The sequence below is a fragment of the Nocardia amamiensis NBRC 102102 genome (genome assembly GCF_001612745.1).
In the GTDB taxonomy this organism is placed as follows: Bacteria; Actinomycetota; Actinomycetes; order Mycobacteriales; family Mycobacteriaceae; genus Nocardia; species Nocardia amamiensis.
Genome location: NZ_BDBA01000181.1, coordinates 1 through 22823 on the forward strand (window position 1 = coordinate 1; position 22823 = coordinate 22823).

A 22823-nucleotide genomic window follows, 5' to 3' on the forward strand; every position below is an offset into this window, starting at 1 on the left:
ACTCACCTGCGGCGGTGGCGCACTCGCCGCTGGCGGCGGAGCTACCACCCCCGTCGACCGGTGGTCGGCTTCCGCCTTCGGCTCGCGCGGCGCTGCGGCAATGGGGTCGACGTGACTGAACGTGTCGGCATCCTGGCGTGTTTCGGCAGCGGGCCGAGGTGCCACAGCCGCGTCGGCCAACTCGCCGGTCTGTGCGAAGAACGCGTCGTAGCCGCCGCGAGCCCGCACGGCGTCGGCCGAATGACCGTTTCTGCTCGGTGCTCGGTTCATTTCCGTCGTCCTCTCCACAACCACGGTCCGACGTTCAGTTCAGTCTGCTGGTGTCGAACCAACTTCGGCCGGGCAGCAGGTCGATCAACGCCCCGATACCCGACCGCAAAGCCGCATCGTCGCCAGGGGCGAACGTGGACCATATCTCTCCATCCATCGCCCTGCTCGGGGTGACGATCAGCCGCCCCGAGAGCGTGTCGAGCACGCTCACACACGCCTCGGTCTGGATCGAGCCGCCATCCCGATGCTCGACCACCACGATCTCGGCGCGACGCTCCACCTCGGCCAGCGCCCGGGTCAGCACGGTGGCGGTGTGCGGCTGGGCGCCCAACTCCAGCAACGCTTGCCGTCGTTCGTCCGGTTCCGCAGGCACCTCGTCGAGCTGCTCGACGCTGGTGGTCATGGGCGTGAACCGCGGTATCTGCGCGGGGCCGAGCGCGGCGGCCAGCGCGGCCGTCACGTGATCCAGATTCCGCCCCTCGTGGAACATCGTCTGAATGACCACGTTGTCGTCGAAGCGCACGGCGAGCACATGGGTGTCGCCGCTGCGCACCAGGGAAAACCGCAGCATTCCTTGCGGTTCACCGTCCAGTCCGGTGGATAGGACAACAGCCATCACTTCCATATCCGGTCGGTAGAGGCACTGTAGCCAATGCTCGACCGTCGGATCCACCCTGTCGCCGTCGATAACGCCCGCCTCGGCGAGTTGCGGCGCTACCACAGCGTGAACCCGCTCCTGATCCTCGAGCCGGTAGACATTGGGTGACAGCCCGAGCACCGCAGGATAGGAATCGATGCCCACCATGTCTTTCAACAAAAGGGCGGCGTCGACATTCAGTTCGATCGATACCGGATCAGCTTCCACACCTGCACCGAATACAGATCGGGGCCGTCGAACGCACCGCGGCAACCTGCGGCGCTGGTCGTCGAGTCCTTGACTTCGTCCGGACGGACAACTGTAAGGGCCTCCTCTCCATCGACTCGAATTCAGCCACGGTGTACCTCACCGCGCACGTTCCTGGTCGGTTGCGGCCGGTTCCTCGGCGGCACCACCGATGACACCGACCAGCAGCAACTGTTCGGTTTCCGACTCGTCGTGTTCCTCGCGGCGTTCGGGGTCGGCGTACTCGATCACACCGATGACCGGAGGCTGTTCCAGGACAGGAACTTCCTGAGGTTCGCCGGGCACGAAGACCTTCGACTTCTCACGGTCATCGTCACGCTTGCGCCGCCGCATCTGCGCCTTCGGCGCGGTCGCTCCGCGCGGCGGATTGTTGCGCCCCGGGCCGACGGCAGTCGGGTTCGACGTGGCGCCGAAAGCGGTGCCACGGCCGAGCGACCAGTTGGACGGCATCCGGAACCCGCTCGCGGCGCCGGGCATGGCGCCGAGTCCGCCGCGGGTCATGCTGAGGGCGACAAGGCTGCCGACTCCCCCGTTCAGCCCGGCAAGGGTAGTCGAATTCTGCGATTGTTCCGAGAAACCCTGCGGATCCATCGAACTGGTGTCGGAGCCGTCCGCCGACGGGTTCCCGAACGAATCGGACGACGACGTCGGGTCCACCTCCGGCGTCTGCTCCACCGGTTGCGTGGGGTCCGGTGGCGTCGGATCAGTGGGATCAGGGCCGCCTTTGCCTGGATCGGTACCCGGATCGGTACCCGGATCGGTGCCGGGATCACTGATCTTGTCACCGATACCAGGGCGTTCGCCCAGATCGGAGATAGCACGGTCACCGACATCCGGAGAGAAGTGCTCGAGAACCGGGTTCCCGTACGACAAACCCACCGGTGTCGGCTCTGGACCACCGAAGACGATCGGCATTGGGGCTTCCGGGTTCGGCAGCATCGCCAGCGCAGCGGATGCTGCGGCATCGTAACCGGACATGACCCCACCCGCGGCCTCCTTGATGAGGCCATACTCGACTATGAGGGCTATTGCCGCCCCAGCCGCAAGTGGAGCCAGCTTCGTCGTGCTGGCCGCGGCCACCTCGGCCCTCCTCCGATAGTGATCGAAGAGCCACACCTCCACGCCCAGCATGGCGCCGAGGGCCGTCGTGTATGCCGCCTCGGTCGCCTTCGCGACCTGCGCGGCCTGCGCGGCGTGCGCGGACTGTCTGTGCAACCATGCTGCATGTTGACCAAAAGCTGCCTGGGCACGCTCCGACGAGGCCCCTTCCCACTCGTGCCCCAGCGCCTTCATCGAGGCTTCTGTTCCGGCGGCGGTGGCGGCCAACGCGGCTGACAAGGCAACGTAGGCGCCCGAAGTGATCTCGAACGCAGCCGCGCCGAAACCGGTTTTCAACCGGTAGATGTTCTCTTCGGGCGTCCTCGCGGCGAACGCGAACGGCAAGGATGGCATGACATCAGCCTTCGCTCTATCTGGCTTCGGCTACTTACCGAATGCCGAACCGTGAACATGGCCGCTACCAGCACTGTCTCCTGCGGTGTAGGACACCTCCACCGCCGGCAGTTGCGGCGCAGCTTCCACTCGGTACTCCGCTCCCCGTACCGCCTTCTCGTAGAGGTCGACCGCGAAGTCGAAGAAAGTCTTGGTGATGTTGCCGCTCACCTCCTCGAAACCCGCAAGCGGCGGAACGCTGCCCGGAGCGGTTACACCCATCGCCTCGACCATGTTGGCGGTCTCGCCGGCCACTTGCGCACCGATAGTGGTGACTTGCCCAGAATTATTGATCGCGAAGGTCATGAAAGCTCCTAAGGAGGGACGCCGAGCTCGCGTCGAGCGATGCAATCAGAACGTTAAGCTATTCCCACCGCTGGGGATAGGACATCTCTCTCGCATTCGCCCCTGCGTCCACGCCGCTCGCATGAGGTTCCTCAACACCAGGAGGCAAACGCGTCGTGCGATGCGATCCGCCGACGGATCACCGTTCGCGGTTCGCGACGTCGAGCCCTGCGCAATCCAGGCCCGCGCAAACACTGGATACACGCGATCGTCCTCGACGATGTCCGCGCGAACGAACTCGTCGAGGACGACAGCATGTGCCCGATCCGATCGGCCATGTCATAGATATTCGGCATCAATGCCGATACGGCAGGGTCGGGTCCCCGCACCCGGATCGGCTTCCATATCGGACTGGAAACTCGGCCTTCTCAGGGAAGCGAGTGCGGCCGTGCGTGCTTCAGCCGATACCCATGAACCTCGAGGCCTGCGCCTTGTCGATCCAGGTGAACTCGCCGTCGACGCCGTTGACTGTCGAGATCCGGTTCTTCAGGCTCTCGAGCGCGGTGTTGTACTCCGCGACCTTGGTCTTGATCCGGTTCTGCAGCTCGTCACTCGAGCCACCGGCATGACCTGTGAACACTTCGGCGATCATCTTGCAGAGCTTGTCCCGCTCTTCATTGCTGACGTTCATCTCGCCGAGGATCTGCGTTGACCGGATAGTCAAGCCTTCGACCGCATGGGGATCATTGAACAGTGCCATTTTAGAAATACCTTTCTCGGCGGATCCGGTTCCGAGGATCAGAAGTCGTACTTGTATTGGTTGAACGACGACGCACCCTGTTCATCCTGAGCGCCGAACTTTGCACCTGAATCATTCAATGCGTCAACGACATCCCGGAAGATCTGCTCCAGCGCCTTCCCCTTTTGGCGGGCGCCCTCATACGCTTCCTGGATCGCAGTACCGGTTTTACCCACGACCGCCGAGGCGTATTCCTGCCTGATACCATCCAGGATCTGCAGGTGGTTGTTGAACGTGTCGGCCTGCAGGTAGAGCTTTTCTGCCGAAGCATGCAAGTCTTCCTGGTCGCCCCTGAATTTCCAGTTGTCGGCCATCTCTGTGCGCCTCTCTCATCAAGTGTTGATCTTGCCTCGGTCGGATTCGCCGAGGACGTTCGTTCATTGTGTGCCGGAATCTTCGAGGCGTGGCTCGGGCTCGTCGACGGACTCGATCACACCGATTACCGGGATTTCTCCAGAACCGACACCTCCTGAGGTTCTCCGGGGATGACCGCTCGGCGCGCGTCTGCTCAGGCCGCCGGCGCGTGGGTGCCGCCGAGCATGTCAGCCCGCAGGTGATCTGGAGAGGCAGCGGTGGGGCGTGCCATGCGAGACTCCAATCGATCTTGACCACACAGCTCGAATCGAGCGGTACCTATATGGAGATAAGGTAATTCATTCCCAACCTTGGGACGGCCGACCGCGATCAGACCTGCTGCGGTACCCAGGCCACCTGAGCGAGATCTCGGCGCGACGTCATCGGCTCCACGAGGATGCCTCGTCCCGGCGGCTGTTTGGTGGGACGCACGTCACCGATCAGCGCGCCGTCGAGTTTCGAGCCGTCCATGATCAGGCCCGAGCAGTTCAAGTTCCGCATTTGACCGATCACATTGTCGTAGAGCGCGGAGTCTGCCTGCGCGATATTGCGGGCGGCGATCACATGCAAGCCGGTATCGCGACCGTCGACAAGGACCTCCTTCAGCGGTTCCAGCGGGTTCATCGATCCGCGCTGCGCGACCATGTGATAGTCATCGATCACCACGAAGACCTCGGGTCCGCTCCACCACGACCGTTCCGCGAGCTGGCGGCTGGTCACGTTCGCCGGCGGACGCCGGGAGCGCATCTTCTCCACGAGCGGCGGCAGCGCGTCCCGTACGTCCCGTTCGTTGGTCACGTGCCCGATGAGCATTTCCTCCGGCACGGACTCCAGATGCCTGCGGCGGTAATCGATCAGGAGTACGCGCGCCTGTGACGGGTCGTACTGGCGCCGAATGGATTCCAGCAGCGCCGCCAATGTGCTGGACTTCCCCGATCCCGTCGAGCCCAGCACGATGAAATGGGTCGACACTCCGAAATCGATTGCCGCCGGCCGTAGATCGGATTCCCGCACACCGAAGGGCACGACGAGCCGCTGAGCCAGCGTCTGCGGCACCGGAAGTCCCCTCCGGACCTCGTCGAGGCCGATTTCCGGCGGCAGCAGTTTCACCTGCGGTGCACGCCTGCCCGGATAGCGCTGGGTGATCTCGCCGATCGCGGCGGCGAGTCCATCGCCGGCGGAATCCGGATCGCCCACGCCATCGATACGCGGCAATGCCGTCAGCATGTGCAAACCATCGCTCGAAATACAGCGGCCCGGGCGGTTGGCGGGAATCGCCGCGACCACGGCGCGATGCGTGTTGAAGACCGTATCGGCCAGGTCGCCCAACCGCATTTCGAGCCGAGTCTGCAGCAGATCCTTGATCGCAGGCCGGACCGCGATCCACCGTGAACTGGTGAGCACCAGATGGATGCCGAAGTTCAGCCCCTGCAAGGCGATCGATTCCATGATCGGGGTGTACTCGTCGTGATAAGGACTGTTCGTGCCGAACCCGATCTCCCAGCCGTCGACGACCAGGAAGACATCCCCATAGGGATCGCGGTCCAGCCAGGGCGGCGGCTGGTTCGGATTACTGCGCATCGCACGGAATTTGCGTGTGGTGTCGATACCGAACTCGGCGAACAGCGATTGCCGGCTCTCCAGCAGGTTCGTGATCAATGCGATGGTACGCCGGATACGGTCGCTGTCGCGGGCCGACGCGACCGAACCCACGTGCGGCAGATTCGCCAATGTCGACAAACCACCGCCGGAGAAATCCAAGCAGTAGAACTGGACCTGCTCCGGCGTGTGGGTCATTGCGGCGGACAAAATCAGCGTTTGCAGCGCTGTCGATTTACCCGACTGCGTGCCGCCGACGACTGCCATGTGGCCGCCTGCGCCGGACATATCGACCGACCATACGTCCTGGCGCTGTTCCCGAGGCTTGTCGACCAACGCCAATGGCATCTGCAATGTCCCTTGCGGCACGGCGCGAACCATCCGCTCCAGGGTGGGTGGGGTGACCAACGGCGGCAACCACATGCGATGCGCGGGCTGCCCATGACGGGTCAGCTGCTGCAACACCGCTTCCATCACCGTGATCGAGTCTCCGTCGCTGGACTCGGGAGCGTTGTCGACCACGACAGACTCCACCACGGGCGGTCGAGTGTCGACGATGTGAACCGCCGTGAACCGCTGCGGCGGCCGGTACCCACCGCCGGGCCGTCTGGCGCGCTGCGCGGAGGCCGCCGAGATCTGCGCGGGCGGCGAATACCGTTCGCCCACATAAGCGGCCTGGAACCGCTGCAGGTCGCCCGAGCCGACCCGCAGGTAGCCCGAGCCCGGCTTCTTCGGCAGGTGGTAGGCGTCGGCCGTGCCGATCGCGTCGCGTGAGTCGCTGGTCTGGTTGGTGCGCAACGCGACTCGATAGGAAAGGTGCGCTTCCAACTCACCCATCCGGTTGGCAGGCACCTTCTGCGACGCGAGCAGCAAGTGGATACGCAGTGATCGACCGAGCCGGCCGATGGCCACGAACAGTTTCGAGAAGTTCGGGTACTGCTCCAGCAGTTCGGCGAACTCGTCGAGAATGATCAGCAGGGTCGGCAGTGGCCGCAGGTCCGCACCCTGCTCCCGGGCCCGTTCGTAGTCGGCGACGCTGGCGAAATTTCCCGCGTCGCGCAGAATGCGCTGCCGCCGTGCCATTTCACCGTTGATCACGTCTTCCATGCGGGTGACCAGGTCGGCTTCTTCCTCCATGTTCGTCACCACGGCCGTCACGTGGGACAGCCGGTCGAAGCCGAGGAAGGTCGCGCCACCCTTGAAGTCGACGAGCAGCAGGTTCAAGACGTCCGGCGAATGCGTCGCGACGGCCGAGAGCACCAGGGTACGCAGGAATTCCGACTTGCCAGATCCCGTCGCGCCGATGCACATCCCGTGCGGGCCCATGCCCTCTTCGGCCGATTCCTTGATATCGAGATAGACGACACCGCCCGCGGGATCATGGCCGAAGGGGATGTTCAACCGCGCCCGATCCTCGTCGCGGCGCCGGACCCACGCCTGCTCCACGCGGATGCCGCCGGGATCGGCGATGCCGACCATCTCCTCCCAGGACGTGCCGCCGCTGGCTTGTTCGGCTGCCACCGCCTCCACCACGGTGGACAACCGGTATGGCGAAACGTTGCGCGCCATCGCTGTCATCGCCGCCACCGACAGTGTGTCGGTGACTCCGACGCGGCGCAGGCCTCGCGGGGTCACCTCGTTGAGCGACCGGTCCTCGGTCACGGTGAACCGCAGCGCGCGCGGGAGGTTCTGTTCCGTGCTGCCAAGCCGCAACCAGGTGCAGCCATCGATGCCGGAGATATCGCGGTCGGTGGCCGGTCCCCCGACGTCCACGATCAGCAGGTAGTGGGTGCGATCCAAGGTGGGTTGCGAATTCGCCGAGAACGGACCGCGGTTGAGCCCGGCGAGCACCTTGGTGCGCAGCTCGGCGACGGTGCGGTAGACCATCCGGCTGGAACCGATCGCGTCGGTGTCGCTCGGATGCTGGGTGTGCGGGAGCCATTTCAGCCAGGCCCATTCCGGCGCGTCCGGATTCGACAGCACCGCGGCGATCGCCACCTGATCCGGTCCGTGCAGCACGACCACCTCGGCGATCATGGCGCGGATCAGCCCGGCCACCAGGTCTGCGTCGCCGTCGACGCCGACCTGCGGCGCGGACAGCAGATTGATCGCCACCGGCATGCCGCCGACCGTGGAATACGCCTTGGCGAAGCGGGTCAGCTCGACGACGCCGACCGGATCCAGATCGGAGGTGGGCGCGGCCTCGGGGACGATGACGCGCACCTGGTTGGCGATGCGCCCACGGCCGACCCGCACGCGCAGGAACTGCGGACTCGCGACCTGCACCTCCCACATGCGCTTGCCGCCGATCAGCCGGCCGATCTCATCGGGACCGGGATGGGTGTAGCGCAAGAAGGCGTGCAGTTCGGCTTCGGCACCGTGCACCGTCTTGCGGTTGTCGGTGATGCTGCGCAGGTAGTCTTTGCGTTCCTCGTTGAGGCTCGCGGCGCCGCCGGAACCGTTGCCGGCGAACGAACCGCCCATCATGCCGAACATCGAGACCAGCATCATGACCGGGAACATCAGCATCATCGGGTTCATGGCCCCGCCGCCGCGGAACATCATGACCATCATCCCGGCCATGGCCGCCACCATCACCACGGGCATGATCATGCGCAGCCGCGACGGCGGAACCGGCTTGGGCAGCTCCGTCGGTGGTTGCAGCCGCAATTCGGTCACGGCGGGCGCTTTGGGTCCGCGCACCATCCGCGCGGGCCGCACGAACCGGCGAGTACTGGTCACTACGAACCACCTAACCCGGCGACGATCTTGTTGCCCGGAATACCGTCGTGCTGAATGCGTGCCTCGCTCTGGGACAAAGCCGGACCGACCGCGAACAGCGAGATGATGCTCCACGGTGCCGGGACCGGCGTGCGCAGCGCGAGTGCGCTCAACGAGGGGTCGTTGGCGCCGCTTGTCGACTCGGTGATCACGCCGTAGCGAACGCCGCTGTCGGAGACCCAGTACAGCGATTCCCGCAGCGGTGACCCGGGTTCGGTCCCGGTCACCTGCACGAAACGGCCGGTGTCCCTGGGTAGATAGGCCGCGTCGGCGGTGAAGCCGCGGGAGGCGGCCGAGGTCACCAGATCGACGGCCCGGCCCTGCTCCTCCTTGGTGAGCGGCAGCTGCCTGCCGACCAGCAGCTCGGTGGCCGCGTTCGGGTCGTTCCCGGCGCGTGACCAGCGGTAGCAGGTCACGCCGGAGCGTTCCGGGTCGACCAGGCGAATGGGGCGGGTCGGGTAGGTCGCCGTGCCCGGCCACTGGCCGGGGCGCAGGTTGGCCGCGATCACGTCCGGGCCGACCGCGCGAGTGGAGACCGAGCCTTGGGAGTCCGCGTTGCGGACCATCGCCGCCAGCACGGCGGTCACCCGCACCAGACCTGTTTGCGAGACAAGGTAATACGCGGCGCCCTGATCCGGTGTCGACACGGTCAGCACCGACCCGACCGGCGTGGTGAGTCCGGAGTTCAAGGTGACGGCCTCCCCCTTGCCCGGCACATCGGGCACCCGCAGCGGCGGCACTTCGGGGATCGCGTTGACCAAGCCCTTGGACGCGGCCATCACCGGCGCGGTCGAATCGATGCCGAGCGCCAGCGCGACCGCGGTGTTCGCGAGATCGATCGACGCGCGCACCACGCCTTTCTCGGCGTCTCCGTAGACCAGCCAGGTGGTGGTGTCATCACGCAGCAACCGGGCCTCGCCATCGCCGAGCGGGCGGATGGCGTCACCGTCCACGGTGAGCGGACCACCGATCGCGGTGGTCCGGACCGCGGAGCGACTCACCGTCGGCAGACCCGTCGCGGGATTGACCGGTGCCGCGGCGCCGGTTCGCGCCGTGTCGCACACCGTCCAGATCGAATCTCTTTCGTCGGTGTCGACGATGCTGCCGGGCGCACCGGGAATGCCGACCCACGGCCCCCGCGGGTATTTCGACAACTCGTCCCGGGAGACCTTCACTGGATTGTCGGGAGAACCGACAATCAAGCGGGCCGAGGTCAGATTCAGCGCCGGAAACAACCGACCGCCCAGTCGCACGAACAGTGCGCCGCTGTCCTTCTCGGCGACGATATTCGAGTCGCCCACCTTCTTGGCGGGTTTGAAGAAGGCCAGCACGGCGGCCCCGGCGATGATCACGCAGGCCAGTGCGATGCCGATGGCCAGCGCGGTGGAACGGCCGCGCTGCGGGTCGTCGATCATCGAGGCATCCCGGCGGACCAGCGCGTGTTCGATCCGCCGCAGCAGAAAGCGCCAACCAGAAATCTGGTGCTTGGTCACAACCCGGAAGCGCGCCACCGGTTTTCATTCCTTCCGCCGACCTGCTGTCACACCCTAACGACCGGTAACAACCCGAAATATGACCTCTGTCCCCAACAGTGGGAATGATGGATCCGGCGCGTGCTCCTCAGCCGCCGACTCCCGATTCGGTGCCGGTCGCAGAGTCCCGACCGGCGCCAGCCGACCCGTCACACCCGCGAGCTCGGAGCCAAACCCTCCAGCGCCGAGGTGACGTCGAACGCATCGATCGTCATGAGTTCTTCGTCGGTCATCGACGCGATGTCGGCGTTGTCTCTGGTGAAGCGGTAGTCGCGCTCGGCTTCGGCAGCCTCGACCACATTGCGCACAAAACGCCCGTTGCCGGCCAGGTCGATCAGTCGCCTGCCGTTCTTGGTCTGCCCCGCCAATTCCTCGCAGCGCAAGCGCAGTACCTCGCGCGCCGCCTCGGAGAGAATCGAATCCTTCTTCCGCGCGATATGCTCGGCGATCAGCACCAGTTCGTCGGCGTCATAGCTGGAGAACCGGATGCGCTTGGTGAAGCGCGAGGCGAGACCGTCATTGGACGCGAGGAACCGGTCGATCTGGTCCTCGTACCCCGCAATGATCACGACGAGTTTGTCCCGGTCGTTCTCCATCCTTGCCAGCAGAGTGTCGACCGCTTCCTTACCGAACGCGTCGCCGCCGGAAAGGCCTTCCTGGATCAGCGTGTACGCCTCGTCGATGAACAGCACGCCGCCCAGCGCCGAATCGATCAGCGCGTTGGTCTTCGGCGCCGTGTGGCCGAGATGCGTGCCGACCATGTCGTTGCGGGACACCTCGATCACGTCGGCGTTCTCGACGACGCCCAAGCCGGCGAAGATCTTGGCGATCACGCGCGCGATGGTGGTCTTGCCGGTGCCGGGCGGGCCGGAGAAGATCAGATGCTGCGAGCGCGAATCCACCGCGAGCCCACGCTTGGCCCGGACCTGGTCCATCAGCACGCCGGACTTGAGCCGGTCGACCTGCTCCTTGACCGAGTCCATGCCGATCTGCGCTTGCAGCAGGTCCGAAGCCTCCGCGAGCAGACTTTCCCGTTCGGCGCGCGCCGCGCTGGCGGCCGCCTCGCGTGGGTCGTCACCCGTTTTCGGGTCCCACTTGTTCGTCCGAGAGGCGATGAGTTCGGCAGTGGCGACCTCGAAACGATAGGACTTGTCCCGGACGGCGCGCTGCCATTCCTCACGCTCGGGCCACAGCGCGGAACCCTGCAAGCCCTTGAGGATCTTGTCGGCGGCGTCGTGATCGCCGTTGTGCCGCATCAGCATGCCGAGCAGGAAGTGCGCGTCGGCCCAGATGTAGGACAGATTGCCCGAGGAGCTGTCCTCCACGATCCGCTGTGCGCGCGGCAGGGCTTCACCGAAGCGGCCCAGGTGGGCCAGCGATTGGGCGGCCATCAGTTCGGCGGCGATGTCCAGCAGACCGTCCTCCAGCACCGTCCGCGTGCTGCGCAACGCGAGGACGTCCGGCCACTGCTTGGTCCGGAAGAACAGTGACATCCGCACGAAGTCCGCGACATCGTCGCTGGGGACCTCGTCGAGAATGGCAACGGCCTCTTGCCATTCGCCGCCTTCGGCATACGAGCACGCCTGCGCGATGGCGATCTGGTCGCGGTCGGCCATCGCGACGCGCAGTCCGTACATCCCGATCTCGACCTGGCACCACAGAGCGCGGTCGACCAGACCCGCCCGTTGCTGGTCACGATAGAGGTTGTGCACCGAGCGGTAGGCGCCGTAGACCACCTCCGAGGTGACCTCCCCGGCCATGGCGCGCCCCAACCAGGCATCGCACATATCCGGGTCGAGGTCGGTGGCAGCCCGGAACGCCGCCGCCGCATGCTGTTCGTTGCGCACCCCACCCGGAACCAACCCAAGATTCTGAACACCCGTGTAGAACGCGTCCTCGGCCGCTGACACTCGGACTTCCCTTCCGCCGATTTTGCCTGATCGAACGATAGATTCCGGCGGTCACGCGCGGGTCTCCAATTCTTCCCAATCTTGGGAAGTGTCGCGGCTGCCGCGCAACCATCCGGACGCCGATCGCAGCCATAGGCGATATGCCAATTTTGAACGTGCCATCGAACAACGGTATGTTCACTTCGGGGTCAGCAATCATCCGCCTGCAGACGGCCCTTTCGGCGGCGGCTGGCAAGCCGCGATCCGGCCCTCCAGCCGCCGCGCAGCAGGTCACAGACATTCTGAAAATTTCTTGCCGTTATTTAGGTGCACACTATTGAACGTTCCGACAGAAGAGGGTACTGTCTGAACACAGATCGTCAGTCCCTCATCCTGACGATCTGAACCCAAGAAGCAACGGCCGGTGGCACCGGCAGGCCACCGGCCGTTGCGGGGGTACAAGACCCCAGACGGGCCGAACCCGCAACCGGCGCTGCGTCTACGTCTACCATCACCGCCACCTCCACTTATCTACCCATTCCCGTTGGTGGGAATGGGTTTTCGTCGTTGCGGCGTAGCCGGTTCGGACTGCATGCCGACGCTCGGGCGATGGATGTGCCGATCAGGCGCGCGCGGCCGGAGGATCCGCGCGATCGGGCGCCGGTGCTGTCACGCGGGGTGGCAGCGAGCTCGCTTCGGGTGCGGCGACGCGGTCGGCCTTGTCCACCTCAGCCCGGTTCTCCCGAAGCATCCGCAGCGAGGGCTTGGTGCCGGACGACGCGGACACCACGGCCGGTACGTCCCTGGTCCGGCGCGACTTGCTCCATGGAGTGACCATGGGTGTGCGTGCCTTTGGCCGGTTGTCGGCCGAGCGCGCCGGAGTGGGCGGCGATTTCGGTGTCGATGGCAGGTGTCCGGCACGGCCCCACGGCGTGGCCGCCGCGCCTGGAGCTTGCCGGGCGGGCGACGCGGCACCCGGCGGACCTCCCTCGGCGGGGTTGCCGAGAACGGGCGGATGACCGGCGGCAAGCGCCTGGTCGGGCACCGAACTCGAACGGGCCGACGCGGAATCGAACTCCGAGCGCACCGGGTCGGCCAGCCCCCCCGCCACCTCGGAGTGCGACCCGGTCGAACGTGGATCGCCCGTCGAAAGCCTTTCCGCCGCAGGCGAGTCCGGGGTGGATGCCGCACCGGCAACCGACGGCTTCATCGTGGGGTCGAGCCCGGATTCACCACGGTCCGCTCCCCCTGCCGGTGGTGTCGGCCGGTCTCCGGTGTCCGCCCGTGCACCCGGGTTGCCTCCGGGAATGCTTCGATCGGACGGCTGTTCCGTGGTTCCGGGTGCGTCCATGGCAGCTCGGGTCGCGAAGGGCGCATTACCGGTTTCGGGCTGCCCGTGGCTGCTCCACTGCGCCGGCGCGGTGGCGCTCGGTCGCGACTCGAACGGTTCCCGCGGCTGACGAGCGAACTCGTCCGGGGTCGCACTGGGGCCAATCGGCGAGATCCCCCCTGGCGCAACGCTATCGTCCCCGTCGTCGAAGCTCGCCGGTGTTGTGAAGTCCAGGGTCGACACGTTGTCCGCGAAGGTCGCGGCATGCTGCATGATGTCGTCGGCGTGATCGTCGAGCAGCTTGGCGAAGCGGTGCACCTCGTCGGGTTCGATGTGCAGGGGCTTCGGCTCATTCGACGGCGCGGGCACGCCGAGCGCGTGCCGGGTCGCGTCGTACACAATGCCCTTGATCATGTCGTCGATGGCCTGCTCGAGCGGTTCAATGGCCCGGCCGATCACCTCGGCGGCGATGTATGCGATCAGACACTCCTGCATCTGATGGCAGATCCGGCGCGCCGCAGCGGCGACGAGAGGCGCGGACGGCGCCAGCGGCGGCGTCACCATGATCGATAGGTAAGCCGCGGCCAGCGCGGCGAGTTCGGCCAGCACGGCAACTTTCACCACCGTGATCACGGTGGCGGCCGCGTAGAGCGCTTGCTCCACGACCTTGCAGGCGTCCTCGAGCCGATCCATATGCGTCGAACTCATGCGCGCCCAGCTGGCGACCAGCTGGTCGTAGGATTCGCCCGAATAGACCGCGCCCATATCGCCGATCACGCCGGTCGCCGAATCGTGCGTGTCCCGCACCTGCGCGGCGAAGGTTCGCACATGCCTGGCGAGGGCGCGCACGTCGTCCTCGTTGATGTCCGGATACGGGATTCCGCACAGGTTGAGGAAGAACGCAACCTCATGGGGCAGGTCTATGGCCACGGCCGGTTCCCCTCCACGATCACCGGCTCACAGGACTCGGACGACGACGGCCTCGCTGGGCATGCGCGACCACTTCACCGTCGAGCCCGTGTAGGGCGCCTCGATGACCATGCCGTTGCCTGCCGCGAGCTGGACATGCTCGGGCCCCCTGGCGCTGAACGACCCGGCGGGGAACACCAGGTCGCCCGGCCGCACGTCGTCGGGATGCACCCGGACCCCGCTGTAGATCTGCTCGTAGGTGGTGCGGGGCAATACCACTTCGCCGTTACTGGCCTGGGCGATCGCGTACTGGGTGAGGCCCGAGCAGTCGAATCCGCCACCGCTGGGTCCACCAGCGCCGCCCCCGCCCCAGACATAGGGCGCGCCGAGCCAGTCGCTCGCGGCGCGTACCGCGTTGCCGCCCGTCGTCCCGTCGGAGGGAACCATACCGCGCCGCCGCAGCCGCGAGGCCGATCTCGACCTGCTGCGCGTTCGCCGCCGTCTGCGCGACGACGGCCCGTGCCGCGCCTGGCGCGTCTGCGGAACGGCAGGTGGCATGATCTTCGCGGCTTGCTGCTGTGCGGCCGCGATATCGGCATTGACCTGTTTCGTGGCATTGGTGATGGTGGTCTGCGCCGCATCGAGGAGCGCGGGACCACTGAAACGCGTATCGGCGACCGAAGCGATCGCCTGGGCCCGTGTTTGGAAATCCGCGATCTGATTACCCAGACGTCCCCGGCCATTGACCGTGCCGTCGCCCGACTCGCCGACGGCCTTGCTGACCAGGCTGTCCTTGCCCGCATGCGATTCCGCCGCCGACATCTGCATGCCCAGCGCATCCCCGTAGCGCAGCGCCACCGCACCGGAACGGGCACGCATATCAGCGGCCAGGGCCTGACTCACAACCGCCGACTGACCCGCTGGTTGGCCGTCCCCATACAGCGCGAGCAGCGATCGGAGCACTCCGTCCAGGTCGCTCGTCAGTCCCGGTGCCATTCGACCGACTCACCATCGCTCATCACCGACCGCCTCTCGCAATTCTGACCAACCATTGTTCGCCCGTACCGATTCCGCCGTATTCCCATTCATGGTGGGGTTCTTGAAACTATGCACTCCTTCCCAATCTCGGGAAGCCGAGACAATGGGTGAGGACTTCTGAGAGGCGGTGGCGAGGGCATGGCACCAACGGCGGCGGAAACCAAAGCCGGCAAGGCGGCAACGCTGGCGTCCACACCGTTGGCGACCGTCGCCGCCGAGGCCAAGCACTTCTGGCTGGTAGATCTGCATTGCCCACCCGGCGCCTCGGAGGGGCTGCGTGCCTTCATCGGGCTGGCGGACACCGCGATTCAAACCGCCGTCGACCTGCTCGGCCGTGGCATGACCACGCCACCGCCGAAAGTGGACGATTTGCTCGAGCCCGCGTTCTACGAAGCCCTCGGTAAGGGCAAGGCCGACGAGGCATACCGGAAAACCGTCGACAAGGTCGAGGCCAGGCAGCTGCAGTTGCTGCAAATGGACAACAAGGTGATCAAGTCCTCGGTCACGGTAGCCGCCGAACAGGTACAGGCCTTGCGTTCGATCAAGAACATCGTGGCCGAGCTCAACGCGAAGCTGAAGGCCGCAGGCAACGCCAAACTCAAGCCCGCCCAAGAGCTGCCCTTACTGAAGGCTGTCGCCGCCGCCGTGGAAGCGGTGTACGACAAGGTCACCGCGATCGCCGACCTCAATGAGGAGGTCGCCAACGGCGGAAAGGGCTCCAGCGGGGGCCAGGCCGGTGGTGGCGGTGGTGGCGGCGGCGCGCCGAGCGGCGGCGGGGGCGGCGGTGACGGCGGACTGTCTTCGTTGCTTCCGATGCTGATGATGCCGCTGATGGCGGCGGCGCCGCTGGTCGCGCAGATACCGGAAATGCTGCAGAAGGCCGAAGAGGACAGGGCCGAGAAAGCGGAGAAGGCCGAGCAGAAGGCCGCCACACCTCCGCCGCCCGGCAATCAGCCCGCGCCCGCCCCGGCGACGCCGCCGGGCGATCCGAACGCACCCGCCCCGGCCGATCCCAACGCGACACCGGCCGCGAACGCTTCGGGCGATCCGAATGTGGTTCCGGCCGCGGCTACTATGCCGCCCGGCCAAGTGCAGGCCCGGCGGGCTCGGAACGTACCGCCGAACGGACAGCCGGGCCAAGAAGAGCCCGCACCGGAGGACGAAGCGGTGCCGGAGCAGAGCCCCGTCATCGAGGCGTAGCCGGCCGGGTAGGCCGGCTGGCGCGCAAGACGATTCGCGTTCCGACGCGGTCGGTGCCCGACACCGGGGCACCGGCTGCAGAAGCGACTGGTAGTCCAGCGCACTAGCAGCCCACTGCAGCCCGGATCAAGCGCACTTGGGCGCTGTCGGCCGCGGTCCACGGCTCGTCCACGATGGGTTCGCCACCGTCCTGGATTCTTCAGATCCACGTGCACATGCCGCCGCCGTAGGTCCGCAGGACAAGGTCGTCACCATCACGAGTGACGTTGTCGCCCATACATATCCAGGATTCCGAGCGGCAGCCTCCCATATGCGGTGCACTTCGGGTGCGCTGCGACGTTCATGATCGGGGCGACCGCCGATCGGCCGGCGGCTGGGGCAAGCACAGTGCTCTGCCCCAGCCGATCACCGGTGGTTTGTCACCTGCCCGCCATCAGCGTTCGGCCCCGATCAACACGGCGTACTACATCGCGAACTCGGGTTCTCGCTCTCACGACCGCTCCGGAGGCGCCACCGGGGGTGGCGTCGACGGCGCGATCACGGCGGTAGGCGGCGGCCCCGCAGCGACATCCGGTGCGGTGACAGACGGGACCGTGGGCCGGGCGACGCGCTCGGGCTGGACGGCGGTGGACACCGGCGCCGGAGTCGAGACGAACTGTGGATGCTGCGTGATCTGTTCGTGCGCGTACACGGCGTCGCGCAGCGTCTGCCTGCTCGACTCGTCCGCGAGCAACAGCGCCAGCTCGTTGCACCGACGCTCGAACACCATGCTGCGCAAGGACGAAACCCCGGCGTCCACGCGCAGCTGCCCGATCTCCACCCGGCCGACATCGACCCGCTGTCCGAGCATCGAGGCCGCCAGCAGATCGTCGGCGTCGCGCAGTTCGTTCCACAGGTCGGGCGGCACCGCCTGTCCGGCCTGCAGTGCGGCGAGAATGCGCTCCCGCACCTGTCGTGACGCAGCAGCCTCGGCCGGCACCGGTCCGGATCGCCCGACCTGCGCGTGCGCGTCGGCGGCGAGTTCCATGCAACGGGACCGGACCTGCGCGTCGGGGACCGCCGACACGTGTTCGAGGGCCGCGATCGACCCGGTCAGGCCGAGCCGATCGGCCGTGTCCGGGGTGAATTCGCGCAGATCGACGTCGTAGGACGGAGCGACGAGTCCTTCCATCGCCGCGTCACTGAATCGGGAACGCAAGCCGGGGTCGATAGGTCCGGACGAAACCAAGGCCGACAATTGCGCATTCGCCTTGGCACCCCAGGCCAGCCCGAATTCGGCCAGCACCCGGGCCGGGTCGGTCACTCCCTCCCACGGCGATCCGCTGCCGTCCGCCTCGGTCAGCAACTCGTCCCAGTTCCACGGGGTGGAGACCTCCCGTGGCAGGAACAGGCCTGCGGGCAACCAGCCACGGCCTTCGTTCGAGGTGATGAATACGCCTGCTCCGCCTGGACCCCGTAGTACCGCTACCGCCCAGGCCATGCCCACCGGGGAGTCCACTGCCGCCAGCACACTGCCGAGCAGGGTCTTCGCCAGCACCAGGTCGTCGTTCACCTGGCCGCCGACCACATACGCCGGTTCGGCTTCCTTGTCCTTGGCCGCGGCGACGGCCGCCCCGAACGGAGTCGAGACCGGCAGCGGCATGGGCGGCAGATCCGTCCGACCGGTCGCGCCGCTTGGCGGCTGCCCTGACCCTCGGTCGTCCGAGGAGTAGACGGGTCCGGCGCCAGGTGGCATGCCCGCCCCGGTCGGCGCCGTCACACCGGTACTCGATGGGCCGGTCGATGTCGTGGCGTTCGGGTTCGGGTTCGGTGTGCCGCTAGCGGAATCCGTCGGCGGCGTGACCACTCCGGATGGCGTACCGGTGTTCGACGGCGTCGCCCCATTCTGCCCGGGTTCCGCGCCGAGCGGGCTGCTCTGGGTGGTCTCCGGTCCAACGGAGGTCGGTCCGCCGGGCGGGCCGCCGGGCGGAGGGGCGACCGGTTGCGCAGGCCCGCCCGGATCGAGGGGATCGGGGGATGTTCCGCCAGGGGGCGTCGGGAACGATGATCGGCCGTCGTCGGTCAGGCCACCGGCTTGCCGGATAGTCGAAGCCAACGCCTCGTCGCCTTGTTCGTAGGCGTCCGCGGACGCGCGCAACGACGCGGCGGTGCGGCGGTGCTCGTCGGCCAGCGCCTCACCCGCACGCTGCCGGGCGTCGTAATACTTCTCCAGCGCCTCGTAGACCGGCCAGGCGATTTTTCCGTAGGTGGGCAGGAAATTCGCGAGCCAGTCCGCCGGTGGTTTGGACCATGCCCGAGTATCGGCCTCGACCCGGTCGTGCTGGAGGGCCATGTAACGCAATACCGCGGGGTCGATGTGAATACTGTCCCGGTCTGGCATGCTCGATCAGAATCCTTTCCCACCACAGGTCTTCCTATTGTCGATCCTTCCCAGGCATGGGGAGCCATGCGCGCGCATGACCCCATCGAAAGATTTAATCCATTGGGCAACAATATCTTTCGGGCGATTCATGCTGGCAGGCTCAACGCCCCGGACCCGCCGTGATGGTCGGGCGACGAGCGGGACCGCCCGCGGGCCCCGGCGCGGCCGGTTCGACGAAAGCCGGATGGCCTACCAGCTGTGCGTGGGCGTACACCGCGTCGCGCAGGTTCTGACGCGTCGCGGCGTCCGCCAGCAGCAGCACCAGCTCGTCGCAGCGCCGCTCGAAGACCATGGCGCGCAGGGCGCTCATCTCCGAGGCCGACCTGCCGTCGTCGGCGCGCAACTCGCCCAGCGTCACACGGGACACGTCGGCACGATGTGCCAGCATCGACGCGGCGAGCAGGTCATCGGCGTCGCGCAACTCCTCCCACAACTCCTGCGGCACCTCGCGGCGCTGCCGCAACGCGGCGAGGATGCGGTCGCGTGCCGCGGGGGCCCCCAGCGCGGCCGGGGAACCGAGACGGCCCTTGTGCACGCGAACGTGCGCGTCCGAGGCCAATTGCCAGCATCGCCGCGCGATCTCGGCTTCCGGCGTCGCCATCGCGCGCTGTACCAGCGGCGGCGCGCCGACCAGTTCGAGACGGTCGACCAGCCCCGGCTTCGGCGCGCTGAGATCCATCGCAGATGAGGCGGCCACCTCACCCTGCATCGGCACGTCACCCAGCTGCCTGTGCAGATCCGCGTCGATCTCGCCGGACGACACGACCGCCGTCAACCGGGCGCCGGACTTGCGCCCCCAGGCCAGCCCGAACTCGGCCAGCACCCGCGCGGGGTCGGCGACGCCCTCCCACCCGCTCCCCTCGGCGACCTCCCAGACCCACGGCGTGGACACCTCACGCGGCAGATACAGCCCGGCGGGCAACCAACCGCGACCTTCGTTCGAGGTCACGAACGCGCTGACACCGCTCGGATGCCGCATCACCGACACCGCCCAGCCCAGGCCGACGACCGCGTCGCCGCCCGCGGCCAGCACGCCGCTCAGCAACGTGCGGGCCAGTACCAGGTCACCGTCGACCCGCTCGCCCAGCACGAACGCGGGCGCGGCGGCAGAGGTCATGGCCGCGCCCACCACGTCGCGGACCAGCTCGTCGCTGCCCTCGTTCTCGCTCTTCGCGGTGTCCGAGCGCTGGTTGGTCCGCTCCGGCGGCTCCTTGCCCGCAACGCTGGACACTGCCGACGGCGGCGCCGACGGGCCCGCTGTGATCTTCGGCGCGACGACCTGCCCGCGCGAGTCGGCCGGTGGCGCCGCCGGCTTGGCCTGCACCGGCGGAGGTCCCGAGCCCGCCTGCGCCGCGGGGGCGGATACCCCCGATCCGGACGGAGCGGCCGATACCGCCGATACTCCCGATGCGGCGGGTGCTGGTGGTGCGATGGGTGGCGCAACGATGAGCGGGGGCGCCGCGGCGGTCGGGTCGGCCGTCGGAGCGCTTGTCGCGGCGGTGAACGGTTCGGAACCGCCCGCGTGACCCGATTCCTCGGCCGAAACGCTGGTCGAACCGTCATGGGTGGTCGACTCCGTTCCCTCGGCCGAGGGGTCCACGGAAGTCGTGTCCTCATGGGCGTCATCCGCCGAGACATCCCGGTCCGAATCGGAGGGCTCGCTGTCGCTGCCCTGCGCACGCGCGGGGCCTCCTGCGGGCGCGTCCGATCCGTAATCGGTGCCGGCGCCGGGTGAGTAGCCAACGGGGGTGGTGGTCGGACCGGGAGTAGTCGTCGGACCGGGAGTAGTCGTCACCGGGGTTGGGCTCGTCGACGGAGGGGGGACGGGAGCGCTGTCCGTGGAACCAGAATTCGACGGAGGCTCGATTTCGGTTCCCGGCGTGAGCGGGTCGATCTGGGCCTCATGTCCGGGGATATCCGGAAACAGTGGTATCGGGAGAGCGTCTTGCGGTACGGGCCGCCCTCGTGGCCGGCTCTGCCGTTGGTCGCCGGAGTGGTCGTGGGCGGGCCGGTGTTGCGGATCGCCATCTCGCCCGTCTCCCCTGCCCGGTACATGGTCCGGCAGCCCCATCGGCAGCTCGGGCAAGGGGTAGCTCCGCGCATTCCGGACGACGTCCTCGACGTCGTCCCGCGCGGCGGCGATGATGCCGGGAATCCGGTCCCTGATGGCCTGGGCGTCGGATTCGTCCTCCTCCGCCGCCGCGGCGCGCTTGGTGTCGTTGATCCGCTCGGTGGCGTCCCCGACGATGTCCAGGATCTGGTTCCGCGTTCGGCGCACCACATCGGCGAAACCCCGGAACGCATCCGCCGCATCGTCCAGAGCGTCGACGAACAGCTGTTGCTTCGCGCGGCGGCGAAGCATGTCCAGCTTGACCGGTTCCAACCCCTCGCCGGAGCGGACCCGCTCGTGGAAGTCGCGGAGGCGGCCTTCGACGTCGAACAGGTCCAGCGACTGCGCACCTTCGCGCGCAACGCGTTCGAGATCGTTCCAGTGCGACGGGCCGATCTCCGGCCAGTTGTCGCGGACTATCTCGCGCCAGTACGGGCTGTTGCGCTCCGGTTCCATCGAAGGATCAGGTGGGCTCGGTGCGGCGAACCCCGGCGGCTCCGGCCTGGTCCGTGCGCACGTATGCGGCGACGGTCTCCGTGACGTGCCCATCGACCGCGACCCTACGGCGGCCATCCGCATGCACGTGGGCACGGATGAGTCGTCGCACCGCATTCGTGTACTTACTGTGGTCCAGATCGAGCTCCGACTTCGGACCTCCTGGGACCTGGAATTTTCCGACGATCTGCTCGACCCGCTCACCGAACGTGGTGTCCGCCGTCCGGTACTTGCGCCAAGAGAGGGCGACCTCGTCGGGCTCGTCCGTATCCAAACCGTCGGTCATGTCGGTGTCCTATCTCGAAAGTCGAAGCTCTGCTGTCAGGAATCGCGTCGGAACTCGGACTCCTCCATGGCGCGATACGACGCCTCGGTCGGAAGATCGAACGAGTCGATCGTGTAGGGGCGAGTGCCGTTGTACTCCATCTCGGCGCGCAACCCCACCCGTGACTTGGCATGCGCCAGCCGGGCGAGCCGGACGATCTCGGCGGCCAGCCAGGAGTCGCCGTTGTCGCGGGCATCGTCGGTGATGTGGAGGCCGATGATCTCCCCGTCGCGGTCGCAACCGACGCCGACGGTGTGATCGGGGTTGAACACCTCGTAGGTCCGGCTCCGCCAGTCCGGCGGTGCTGCGTCGAGATTGTCGTCGACGTCGAAATCGTCCGTGTCGATCGAGTGCATGTCGGTCATCGGGTGCTCTCTCAGAATCGTTCGGCAGGTTGAGAACTGATGGCGTAGCCGCCGTCGTCGGACGTGGCGTCCAGGCGCGCCGCCAACGCCGACCACGCCGCGTCTTCGATGCGCATGACCTGGCGCAGCTGCCAAAATCGCGCGCCCAGATACATCTCCCCGGTGCCGTCGGCGGCGACGTCGAGATGATCGGGACCGTCGGTGGTCGCGTTCAACGTCACCGCGGTGACCGGCGGCTGCATGTCGTCGATGTTCACCAGGGTGGCGCCCCCGCCGGGGATGAAACTCTGCCGCAGCCGGGCGCTGGTGCCGATCGCGACGTCGGCGCTGTTGGTGGTGATGGTGATCTCCGGGTTCAGCAGCAACTGCATCGCCCAGGACCGCGCCGCCTGCTCGGGGTGATCGGCGTTGATCGCGATCGCGAGGGTCGCGGCCAAGTCGATCACCAGCACCGAATCCGTCGTCGTGACACCAGCGATCACCAGGCGCTTGGCGGTGCCGACCGGGTACGGCAGATCATCGGCGGCCAATGACACCGCGTCCGCGCCGACACCGCCTCCGGTCGCGGGATGCGCAGTGACGGTTCCGGTCGCGATATCGATCGTGTAGGCGACGATCGTCTCCGGCATGCCTTCCGCGACCCCGGCGAGACGCACCAGCCCCTCGTCGTGCAACCACCGGATCGTATCGGCGACGGTGACATCCGGGACCGGCTCGCTCATGCC

The 22823-nt window shown here is 67.0% G+C and carries 17 protein-coding genes; 1 reads left to right on the top strand and 16 read right to left on the bottom strand.

Annotation, left to right across the window (positions count from 1 at the left end; translation table 11 throughout):
- The 11 genes from NA4_RS42240 to NA4_RS28680 form a co-directional block, all read right to left on the bottom strand.
- A partial coding sequence (locus NA4_RS42240; RefSeq protein WP_218022442.1) for a hypothetical protein occupies positions 1-270 on the bottom strand: 270 nt, incomplete at its 3' end.
- A gap of 34 nt (positions 271-304) precedes the next feature.
- Positions 305-1135, bottom strand: a complete 831-nt coding sequence (locus NA4_RS28635; protein WP_067476857.1) for an ESX secretion-associated protein EspG — start codon at positions 1133-1135, stop codon at positions 305-307.
- Between the two features lie 138 nt (positions 1136-1273).
- Positions 1274-2626 (bottom strand): PPE domain-containing protein, encoded by a 1353-nt coding sequence (locus tag NA4_RS28640; RefSeq protein ID WP_067476860.1) that lies wholly within the window; start codon positions 2624-2626, stop codon positions 1274-1276.
- Between the two features lie 30 nt (positions 2627-2656).
- Positions 2657-2971, bottom strand: coding sequence for a hypothetical protein (locus NA4_RS28645; protein WP_067476863.1), 315 nt, complete (start codon positions 2969-2971; stop codon positions 2657-2659).
- A gap of 436 nt (positions 2972-3407) precedes the next feature.
- Positions 3408-3710 carry a hypothetical protein gene (locus NA4_RS28650; protein ID WP_067476866.1) on the bottom strand — a complete coding sequence of 101 codons (303 nt, stop codon included), beginning with the start codon at positions 3708-3710 and terminating at the stop codon, positions 3408-3410.
- 38 nt (positions 3711-3748) lie between these two features.
- A complete protein-coding gene (locus tag NA4_RS28655) occupies positions 3749-4063 on the bottom strand; it encodes a WXG100 family type VII secretion target (RefSeq protein WP_067476869.1) in 315 nt (104 codons plus the stop codon).
- Between the two features lie 370 nt (positions 4064-4433).
- A complete protein-coding gene (eccCa, locus tag NA4_RS28660) occupies positions 4434-8444 on the bottom strand; it encodes a type VII secretion protein EccCa (RefSeq protein WP_084497513.1) in 4011 nt (1336 codons plus the stop codon).
- Positions 8444-9994, bottom strand: coding sequence for a type VII secretion protein EccB (gene eccB / locus NA4_RS28665; RefSeq protein ID WP_067476872.1), 1551 nt, complete (start codon positions 9992-9994; stop codon positions 8444-8446). Before eccB ends, eccCa begins: the two co-directional genes overlap by 1 nt.
- Positions 9995-10164: 170 nt before the next feature.
- Positions 10165-11925: a type VII secretion AAA-ATPase EccA gene (gene eccA / locus NA4_RS28670; protein WP_067476875.1), complete on the bottom strand. Its 1761-nt coding sequence runs from the start codon at positions 11923-11925 to the stop codon at positions 10165-10167.
- Between the two features lie 601 nt (positions 11926-12526).
- The gene (locus NA4_RS28675) at positions 12527-14164 is read right to left on the bottom strand and encodes a WXG100 family type VII secretion target (protein ID WP_067476877.1); all 1638 of its coding nucleotides are present in this window, start codon (positions 14162-14164) and stop codon (positions 12527-12529) included.
- 27 nt (positions 14165-14191) lie between these two features.
- Positions 14192-15139, bottom strand: coding sequence for a C40 family peptidase (locus tag NA4_RS28680; RefSeq protein WP_067476880.1), 948 nt, complete (start codon positions 15137-15139; stop codon positions 14192-14194).
- A 180-nt stretch (positions 15140-15319) separates the two neighbouring features.
- Here NA4_RS28680 and NA4_RS40845 point away from each other — a divergent pair, with 180 nt between their 5' ends.
- On the top strand, positions 15320-16381 hold the full coding sequence (locus NA4_RS40845; protein WP_067476884.1) for a hypothetical protein: 1062 nt from the start codon (positions 15320-15322) through the stop codon (positions 16379-16381).
- Positions 16382-16871: 490 nt separating this feature from the next.
- Here the strand turns inward: NA4_RS40845 and NA4_RS28690 are convergent, their stop codons facing one another.
- The 5 genes from NA4_RS28690 to NA4_RS41645 all read right to left on the bottom strand — a co-directional run.
- A complete protein-coding gene (locus NA4_RS28690; RefSeq protein WP_084497516.1) occupies positions 16872-18761 on the bottom strand; it encodes a type VII secretion target in 1890 nt (629 codons plus the stop codon).
- A 142-nt stretch (positions 18762-18903) separates the two neighbouring features.
- Positions 18904-21369, bottom strand: coding sequence for a hypothetical protein (locus NA4_RS28695; protein WP_067476890.1), 2466 nt, complete (start codon positions 21367-21369; stop codon positions 18904-18906).
- Between the two features lie 7 nt (positions 21370-21376).
- A complete protein-coding gene (locus tag NA4_RS28700; protein WP_067476893.1) occupies positions 21377-21694 on the bottom strand; it encodes a hypothetical protein in 318 nt (105 codons plus the stop codon).
- Between the two features lie 35 nt (positions 21695-21729).
- Positions 21730-22098 (bottom strand): hypothetical protein, encoded by a 369-nt coding sequence (locus NA4_RS28705; RefSeq protein WP_245671631.1) that lies wholly within the window; start codon positions 22096-22098, stop codon positions 21730-21732.
- 11 nt (positions 22099-22109) lie between these two features.
- Positions 22110-22823, bottom strand: a 714-nt coding sequence (locus NA4_RS41645; protein WP_307188602.1) for a hypothetical protein, incomplete at its 5' end; no start/stop codon positions are given.

Coding starts and splice junctions, on each gene's coding strand:
- NA4_RS28705 (WP_245671631.1), bottom strand. CDS start 22,098: ATGACCGACATGCACTCGATCGACACGGACGATTTCGACGTCGACGAC.
- NA4_RS28650 (WP_067476866.1), bottom strand. CDS start 3,710: ATGGCACTGTTCAATGATCCCCATGCGGTCGAAGGCTTGACTATCCGG.
- NA4_RS28700 (WP_067476893.1), bottom strand. CDS start 21,694: ATGACCGACGGTTTGGATACGGACGAGCCCGACGAGGTCGCCCTCTCT.
- NA4_RS28645 (WP_067476863.1), bottom strand. CDS start 2,971: ATGACCTTCGCGATCAATAATTCTGGGCAAGTCACCACTATCGGTGCG.
- NA4_RS28695 (WP_067476890.1), bottom strand. CDS start 21,369: ATGGAACCGGAGCGCAACAGCCCGTACTGGCGCGAGATAGTCCGCGAC.
- NA4_RS28690 (WP_084497516.1), bottom strand. CDS start 18,761: ATGCCAGACCGGGACAGTATTCACATCGACCCCGCGGTATTGCGTTAC.
- NA4_RS28640 (WP_067476860.1), bottom strand. CDS start 2,626: ATGCCATCCTTGCCGTTCGCGTTCGCCGCGAGGACGCCCGAAGAGAAC.
- NA4_RS28680 (WP_067476880.1), bottom strand. CDS start 15,139: ATGGCACCGGGACTGACGAGCGACCTGGACGGAGTGCTCCGATCGCTG.
- NA4_RS28655 (WP_067476869.1), bottom strand. CDS start 4,063: ATGGCCGACAACTGGAAATTCAGGGGCGACCAGGAAGACTTGCATGCT.
- NA4_RS40845 (WP_067476884.1), top strand. CDS start 15,320: ATGGCACCAACGGCGGCGGAAACCAAAGCCGGCAAGGCGGCAACGCTG.